The 6,523-nt window shown below is 64.1% G+C and carries 8 protein-coding genes; 3 read left to right on the forward strand and 5 right to left on the reverse strand.

Annotated elements, in window-relative coordinates:
* Window positions 1–179: 179 nt before the first annotated feature.
* The 3 genes from C9F12_RS15095 to C9F12_RS15105 all read right to left on the reverse strand — a co-directional run bounded on the left by C9F12_RS15095 (window position 180) and on the right by C9F12_RS15105 (window position 2,604).
* Window positions 180–854: a glutathione S-transferase gene (locus tag C9F12_RS15095; RefSeq protein WP_108449420.1), complete on the reverse strand. Its 675-nt coding sequence runs from the start codon at window positions 852–854 to the stop codon at window positions 180–182.
* Between the two features lie 194 nt (window positions 855–1,048).
* On the reverse strand, window positions 1,049–1,351 hold the full coding sequence (locus C9F12_RS15100) for an HlyU family transcriptional regulator (protein ID WP_045994789.1): 303 nt from the start codon (window positions 1,349–1,351) through the stop codon (window positions 1,049–1,051).
* 35 nt (window positions 1,352–1,386) lie between these two features.
* Window positions 1,387–2,604, reverse strand: a complete 1,218-nt coding sequence (locus C9F12_RS15105) for an argininosuccinate synthase (protein WP_045994790.1) — start codon at window positions 2,602–2,604, stop codon at window positions 1,387–1,389.
* A 207-nt stretch (window positions 2,605–2,811) separates the two neighbouring features.
* Here C9F12_RS15105 and rnt point away from each other — a divergent pair, with 207 nt between their 5' ends.
* Window positions 2,812–3,477 (forward strand): ribonuclease T, encoded by a 666-nt coding sequence (gene rnt / locus C9F12_RS15110; protein ID WP_045994791.1) that lies wholly within the window; start codon window positions 2,812–2,814, stop codon window positions 3,475–3,477.
* 172 nt (window positions 3,478–3,649) lie between these two features.
* Here rnt and grxD read toward each other — a convergent pair whose 3' ends face one another.
* Window positions 3,650–4,000: a Grx4 family monothiol glutaredoxin gene (gene grxD, locus C9F12_RS15115; protein ID WP_045994792.1), complete on the reverse strand. Its 351-nt coding sequence runs from the start codon at window positions 3,998–4,000 to the stop codon at window positions 3,650–3,652.
* A 237-nt stretch (window positions 4,001–4,237) separates the two neighbouring features.
* On the opposite strand from grxD, the gene argF reads away from it, so the two are divergent.
* The gene (gene argF / locus C9F12_RS15120; RefSeq protein WP_108449421.1) at window positions 4,238–5,158 is read left to right on the forward strand and encodes an ornithine carbamoyltransferase; all 921 of its coding nucleotides are present in this window, start codon (window positions 4,238–4,240) and stop codon (window positions 5,156–5,158) included.
* Between the two features lie 84 nt (window positions 5,159–5,242).
* Window positions 5,243–5,545, forward strand: coding sequence for a hypothetical protein (locus C9F12_RS15125; protein ID WP_045994794.1), 303 nt, complete (start codon window positions 5,243–5,245; stop codon window positions 5,543–5,545).
* A 314-nt stretch (window positions 5,546–5,859) separates the two neighbouring features.
* Here the strand turns inward: C9F12_RS15125 and C9F12_RS15130 are convergent, their stop codons facing one another.
* Window positions 5,860–6,351: a carboxymuconolactone decarboxylase family protein gene (locus C9F12_RS15130; RefSeq protein ID WP_345840316.1), complete on the reverse strand. Its 492-nt coding sequence runs from the start codon at window positions 6,349–6,351 to the stop codon at window positions 5,860–5,862.
* Between the last annotated feature and the right edge of the window lie 172 nt (window positions 6,352–6,523).

The raw sequence follows: 6,523 nt of genomic DNA on the forward strand, positions 1-6,523 counted from the left end.
GCGAATGCCGAGCAACGGAGCAGGCGCAATGCCTTGTCAGGCAAGGCGCTTGGTAGCACACCCCTCGTGCACGCGCCTACTGTCACGCTCCTCGTGCAAGGCCCTTCCCAGACGGTCCTTCGGCCATTCCCACAGGATCCTTTCTGCCAGGCGATGCGCGAGCGGCCTTCCGCACCAGGTTACAGCGACAGTTCGCCTCCCCGTTCGACGGCGCGGACATAGCCGGGCCGTTGGCGACAGCGCTCGACAAAGGCGCCAAGCTGCGGGTGGTCGCCGAGCTGGCCACGACCTTCCAGCGCCAGCAGCGGGAAGCTCATCTGTATGTCGGCGGCACTGAAGCGCTCGCCCGCGAACCATTCTCGCCCTTCCAGGCTGTGCTCCCAGAAGTCCATCAGACGGAGGATCTCCGGCCCCAGATACTGCTTGCGCACGCCCTCGGCAAAGAGCCGGCCCAGGGGCCGCATCAGTGCCGGCACCGGCGGTTTGCCGAGTCGGCTGAACACCAGATTCATGACCAGTGGCGGCATGGCCGAGGCCTCGGCGTGGTGCATCCAGAACACGAAGTCGGTGGTGTCGGCGCTTGACGGCTCCGGCCACAGTCGATGCTCGGTATCGAAGCGCCTGAGCAGGTAGTCGATGATGGCGCCGCTCTCAGCCACCACGCGGCTACCTGCGTCTTCATCGGTGATTACCGGGGACTTGCCCAGCGGGTGCACCTGCTTGAGTGCGGCGGGTGCCAGCATGGTCTTCGGATCTCTGGCGTACTGGCGGATCTCGTAGTCCACGCCCAGCTCTTCCAGCAGCCAGACGATACGCAGTGAACGCGAATTTTCCAGATGGTGCACGACGATCATGGGACTCTCCTTGGAACGAGTCATGCCTTGAGCCGGGTCTTTCCCTGAGACAGGCAATGGCCTGAGGTGCGGCTCTCCCCGGCATGGGCCGGGGCGTATTGATTGGGCTGACGGGTGCGGCGGCGACCTGCCTGAAACAACCGCCCCACAGACACAAACGGCGCCCCGGAGGGCGCCGTTGTCGTGGTGAGCAATCAGCGCGGTTCGAACATCTCGTCGCCGACTTCATCGATGTAGCGTTCGGCCTTCTGCCGCATCAGGGCGTCACAGGCTTCCCGCCCCGGCACCAGGTCGGATCGCTCGAACCGATGCTCCAGCGTCTCGCCGCCCTCGATGGGCTTGCGGATGACACCGCTGACGCGGAACTGACCGCCCTGTTCCTCGGGTTGCGAGATGATCAGGTAACCACGGTACTCGACCGCTTCGGCCTCGGGCGCGGCCCGGGACGACGACTTGCCGTCCCCCTTGAACAGCGCTCCGAACAGTTGCTTCAGCATGGGAACTCCTTTGGCCTGTCGCGCGACGTTACCACTCAGTCCTGACGACGACCCTTGCCGGCAGCGATGCGCAGACGCAGGGCGTTGAGCTTGATGAAGCCTTCGGCGTCCTTCTGATCGTAGGCGCCCTGGTCATCCTCGAAGGTGGCGATGGACTCGTCGAACAGCGACTCGTCGGAGCGGCGACCGGCGACGATGGCGTTGCCCTTGTAGAGCTTCATGCGCACCACACCGGAGACGTTCTTCTGGGTCTCGTCGATGGCCGCCTGCAGCATGCGGCGCTCGGGGCTCCACCAGTAGCCGTTGTAGATCACCTCGGCGTACTTCGGCATCAGCTCGTCTTTCAGGTGGGCCTCTTCGCGGTCGAGTGTCAGCGACTCGATGGCGCGGTGAGCACGCAGCATGATGGTGCCCCCGGGCGTTTCGTAGCAGCCGCGGGACTTCATGCCGACGTAGCGGTTCTCGACGATGTCGAGACGGCCGATACCATTGTCGCCACCCAGCTTGTTGAGCTTCTCGAGCACCTCGTGGGGCTTCATCGGCTCGCCGTCGATGGCCACGATGTCACCCTTGTCGAAGGTCAGCTCGACGTAGGTCGGGGTATCGGGAGCGGCCTCCGGCGACACGCTCCAGCGCCACATGTCTTCCTCGGCCTCGGCCCAGGGATCCTCGAGGATGCCGCCCTCGTAGGAGATATGCAGCAGGTTGGCGTCCATGGAGTACGGCGACTTCTTCTTCTTGCTGAAGTCCACCGGAATATCGTGCTGCTGGCAGTAGGCCATCAGCTTCTCGCGGGAGTTGAGGTCCCACTCGCGCCACGGGGCGATCACCTTGACGCCGGGCTTGAGCGCATAGCCGCCAAGCTCGAAACGCACCTGATCGTTGCCCTTGCCGGTGGCGCCGTGAGAAATCGCGTCGGCACCGGTCTGGTTGGCGATCTCGATCAGGCGGCGGGCGATCAGCGGACGGGCGATGGAGGTGCCCAGCAGGTACTCGCCCTCGTAGATGGTGTTGGCGCGGAACATCGGATAGACGTAGTCGCGCACGAATTCTTCGCGCAGGTCCTCGATGTAGATTTCCTTGACGCCCAGGGCCTCGGCCTTGGCACGGGCAGGCTCGACTTCCTCGCCCTGACCGATGTCAGCGGTGAAGGTCACCACCTCGCAGTCGTACGTTTCCTGCAACCACTTGACGATGACGGATGTGTCCAGTCCGCCGGAATAGGCGAGCACGACCTTCTTTACATCGGACATGCTAGGGGCTCCTTCTTGTAACCAACCATGGTGTGACCAACGCATTCGCGGCGCGAATAACGCCCGAAGAGCGCCGATTATAGCGTGCATCTGGGGTGCCGAATACCGGCCACGGGACGCCGCTGCCCCAAACTGCTAGACTTTCGCCGTTTCGGCCTGCCAATAGCAGGCCCCCTGACCCCACACGGCCCGACTAAGGAGAGGTGCATGAGCGAGCTGATCGCCCGCGAACTCATGGCGCAACGTTTTCGCAGTTTTCTGCCGGTGGTGGTGGATATCGAGACCGGCGGCTTCAACCCGGAATCCGACGCCCTGCTGGAGATCGCCGCCGTCACCCTGACCATGGACCCGGAGGGCAACCTGTTGCCCGACGCCACCTTCGCCTACCACATCGAACCCTTTGCCGGTGCCAATGTGGAGCAGGCAGCGCTGGATTTCACCGGCATCCGCCTCGATGACCCGCTGCGCAAGCAGGTGGCGGTCAGCGAGTCCGAGGCGCTTGGCGAGATATTTCGACCGGTGCGCAAGGCGATCAAGGCCCACGGCTGTACCAGAGCCATCCTGGTGGGTCATAACGCCGCCTTCGACCACGGCTTTCTCAACGCCGCGGTCAATCGCTGCGAGATCAAGCGCAATCCCTTCCACCCCTTCTCGAGCTTCGACACCGCCTCACTTGCCGGCCTGGTCTACGGCCAGACCGTGCTCGCCCGAGCCTGTCGCGCCGCCGGTATCGAGTTCGACAACAACGCCGCGCACTCGGCCCGCTACGACACCGAGCGCACCGCCGAGCTGTTCTGCGCCATGGTCAATCGCTACAAGGACCTGGGAGGATGGCGGCTGGCCCAGCAGGAGCAAGGCATGGAGGAGGATTGATCCCCTTCGGCCGCCAAAGTCTCAAGACGATAAAGGCCCCGATGGTCGATGACCATCGGGGCCTTTATCGCAGGTGCGAAGCTTTCGCGGCAGCCGGTCGACGCGGTCCCACCGGACAACGCCTTATGGAAAGGCGTTGGCCTGGCGGGCGCACGGCCACCAACAGCGCTCTTTAGTCTGCAGCGCCTTCCTCGTTCTGACGGGCACGCTCGGCGGCCTGCTTGACCAGCGGCTCGAGTTCGCCGTTGTTGTGCATCTCGACGACGATGTCGCAGCCGCCGACCAGCTCGCCTTCCACCCACAGCTGCGGGAAGGTCGGCCAGTTGGCCACCTTGGGCAGCTCCGCGCGGATGTCGGGGTTGTCCAGCACGTTGACGAAGGCAAAGCGCTCGCCACAGGCCATCAGCGCCTGCACGGTCTGGGCGGAGAAGCCGCACTGCGGCAGCTGCGGAGACCCCTTCATGTAGATCAGGATGGGATTTTCGCTGATCTGGCGCTGAATATTCTCGACGGTGGTACTCATCACGGCTCCTCGTTGAAACGGGCTTGGCTTGCTCGCCCTTGCTAAGTGACGCAGACCGGGACAATGGGGGCATCCCGCCCCATTTTCAATGCGGCCCCGGCGGACTACCTCGCAGGAGGCAATACCCGATGGCCACACTCGGCCTTTGCATGGCCGCATTGTACGGCCCGGCGGCGCGTTGCGCATCCCCTCGGGGCTGGCTAGGATGGTCGTTTTTTACCTCGTTGGAGAGATGCCATGGCCACCCGCCACTTCCTGACCCTACTGGACCTGAGCCAGGATGAACTGCGCTACCTCATCCAGCGCGCCATCACCATCAAGAACGGCCTCAAGGCCCACGGCCCCACCTACACGCCGTTCACCAACCGCACCCTGGCGATGATCTTCGAGAAATCCTCGACCCGTACCCGGGTGTCCTTCGAGACCGCCATGGCCCAGTTTGGCGGGCACGCCCTGTTTCTGTCACCGCGCGACACCCAGCTTGGGCGCGGCGAGCCCATCGGTGACACCGCGCGGGTGCTCTCGGAGATGGTCGATGCGGTGATGATCCGCACCTTTTCCCACCGGGGTCTCGAGGAATTCGCCGCCGCCAGTGACGTGCCGGTGATCAACGCCCTGACCGACGACTACCATCCGTGCCAGCTGCTGGCCGATGTCATGACCTGGACCGAGCTGCGCGGCAGCGTCAAGGGCCGCACCGCGGTGTGGATCGGCGACGGCAACAACATGTGCCACTCCTGGATCAACGCCGCTCGCCAGTTCGACTTCAAGCTGCGTATCTGCTGCCCCGAGGGCTACGACCCCCGCGAGGATATCCTGGCCGCCGCCGGTGATCGGGTGGTGATCGAGCGCGACCCGATGACCGCCGTGGCCGGCGCCGACCTCGTCACCACCGACGTCTGGGCCTCCATGGGCCAGGAGGAAGAGCAGGCTCGTCGCGAGGCGGACTTTGCCGGTTTCCAGGTCACCGAAGCGATGCTCGACGCCGCCGCCAAGGACGTGCTGTTCCTGCATTGCCTGCCGGCCCACCGCGGTGAGGAGATCAGCGAGACCCTGCTCGACGATCCCCGCGCGGTCGTCTGGCAGGAAGCCGGCAACCGCCTGCACGCCCAGAAGGCGCTGCTGGAGTTCTTGATGCTGGGTCAGGTCAACGGCTGAGATCCTGGCCGACGCACTTATAGACTTTGGTCTAATTCGACGATTGTCGTATACTGGTCCCATCTTCTTATTCGGGATGGGACCATGGCCCTCACCGCTGATCACAACGACACCGCCCAGCGCATCGACCTCACCGCCTTCATCGAGGATCTCTACCGCGATGGCGAGGTGCTGGAGGCGATCACCCAGCCCAGTCGCGGGCTCAGCGCCGAGCGGCTCGATTCTCTGACCCGCTCACGGTCCCAGGCCTCGCGTCTGCGCCGCCTATTGCGCCAGGCGCTGGTGGCCCACAATAGCCAGGGGCGGCTGGTGCTCACCACCACCGGACGTGAACTGGCCTTTGATCTCTATGGTGTCGGCGCCGCCGACCTTCACGCCAGCGCCTGAGGTCTAAAGCGAGCGACCGACGCTGCTGTCTGGGTGTCGCCAGCCATCAACAGCCAGGCGGTAAATAGCCCGGCGGTCTCTGACACCGGCCAGATATGCCAAGGGCGCCCAGCGGGCGCCCTTGGTGCTTCTGCTATCGGCTCTTGGGCGTATCGGCTCTTGCCACTATTCGTTTTTACCATTAGCGGCTCTTGCCAATACCCGTTGTTACCCCTGGCCTTTTCCAGCGGCGGTCGTTGTTACCTACGGCCTATGCAAACAGCAGTCTGCCACTTGGCTGCCCGCCACCACGTCGCCGGTGAAGGCCCCCTCGATCAGGCCGCCGCGTCGGTACCTGCAACCCCCTTCGTCCAGGCGTGGCGCTTGAAGGCGTCGTCGATGGGCGTGTCCGCCAGGTGATTCACGTAGTTCGACAGAATCTTCTGGCTCACCCCCAGCACGATATCCAGCAGCTGCTGGCGGGTGAAGCCCGCCTCGAGGAAGTGCTCCACCACGGCCGGATCCGGACGTCCGCGATCACGCACGATGGCCAGCGTGGTCTGGCGCAGCAGCTCCAGACGATCATCTTCCAGCGGCTGCTGATCGCGCAGCGCCTGGGTGATGGCGGGGTCCACCTTCATCATGCCGGCCACCGCCGTGTGCACGGCCACACAGTACTCGCAATCATGCTCGACGTTGATCGCCTGCCAAACCACCGTCTTCTCGGCGGCATCGAAACTCGAGGCGAGAAACAGCTCATGCAGTCGCTGGTAGGCCTCCAGCACGCCCGGCGCTTCGGCCATCACGCTATACAGGGCCGGGATCATGCCCATCTCCTTCTGCGCCTTCTCGAGCAGGGGGCGGCTTTTTTCGGGTTCATCGCAGATTAGCGTGAAACGGGCAAGGCGCGTGAGGACAGGCAGGATAGAGAAACGGCGGTAAATCCGAGTAAGCTGATATTCGCCAAAACGTCAGCCTACGGACACCGCCGTTGCCATG

Origin of the sequence: Halomonas sp. BN3-1, assembly GCF_003056325.1 — a bacterium.
Taxonomy (GTDB): domain Bacteria; phylum Pseudomonadota; class Gammaproteobacteria; order Pseudomonadales; family Halomonadaceae; genus Halomonas; species Halomonas litopenaei.

Coding starts and splice junctions, on each gene's coding strand:
- C9F12_RS15095 (WP_108449420.1), bottom strand. CDS start 854: ATGATCGTCGTGCACCATCTGGAAAATTCGCGTTCACTGCGTATCGTC.
- C9F12_RS15100 (WP_045994789.1), bottom strand. CDS start 1,351: ATGCTGAAGCAACTGTTCGGAGCGCTGTTCAAGGGGGACGGCAAGTCG.
- C9F12_RS15105 (WP_045994790.1), bottom strand. CDS start 2,604: ATGTCCGATGTAAAGAAGGTCGTGCTCGCCTATTCCGGCGGACTGGAC.
- rnt (WP_045994791.1), top strand. CDS start 2,812: ATGAGCGAGCTGATCGCCCGCGAACTCATGGCGCAACGTTTTCGCAGT.
- grxD (WP_045994792.1), bottom strand. CDS start 4,000: ATGAGTACCACCGTCGAGAATATTCAGCGCCAGATCAGCGAAAATCCC.
- argF (WP_108449421.1), top strand. CDS start 4,238: ATGGCCACCCGCCACTTCCTGACCCTACTGGACCTGAGCCAGGATGAA.
- C9F12_RS15125 (WP_045994794.1), top strand. CDS start 5,243: ATGGCCCTCACCGCTGATCACAACGACACCGCCCAGCGCATCGACCTC.
- C9F12_RS15130 (WP_345840316.1), bottom strand. CDS start 6,351: ATGATCCCGGCCCTGTATAGCGTGATGGCCGAAGCGCCGGGCGTGCTG.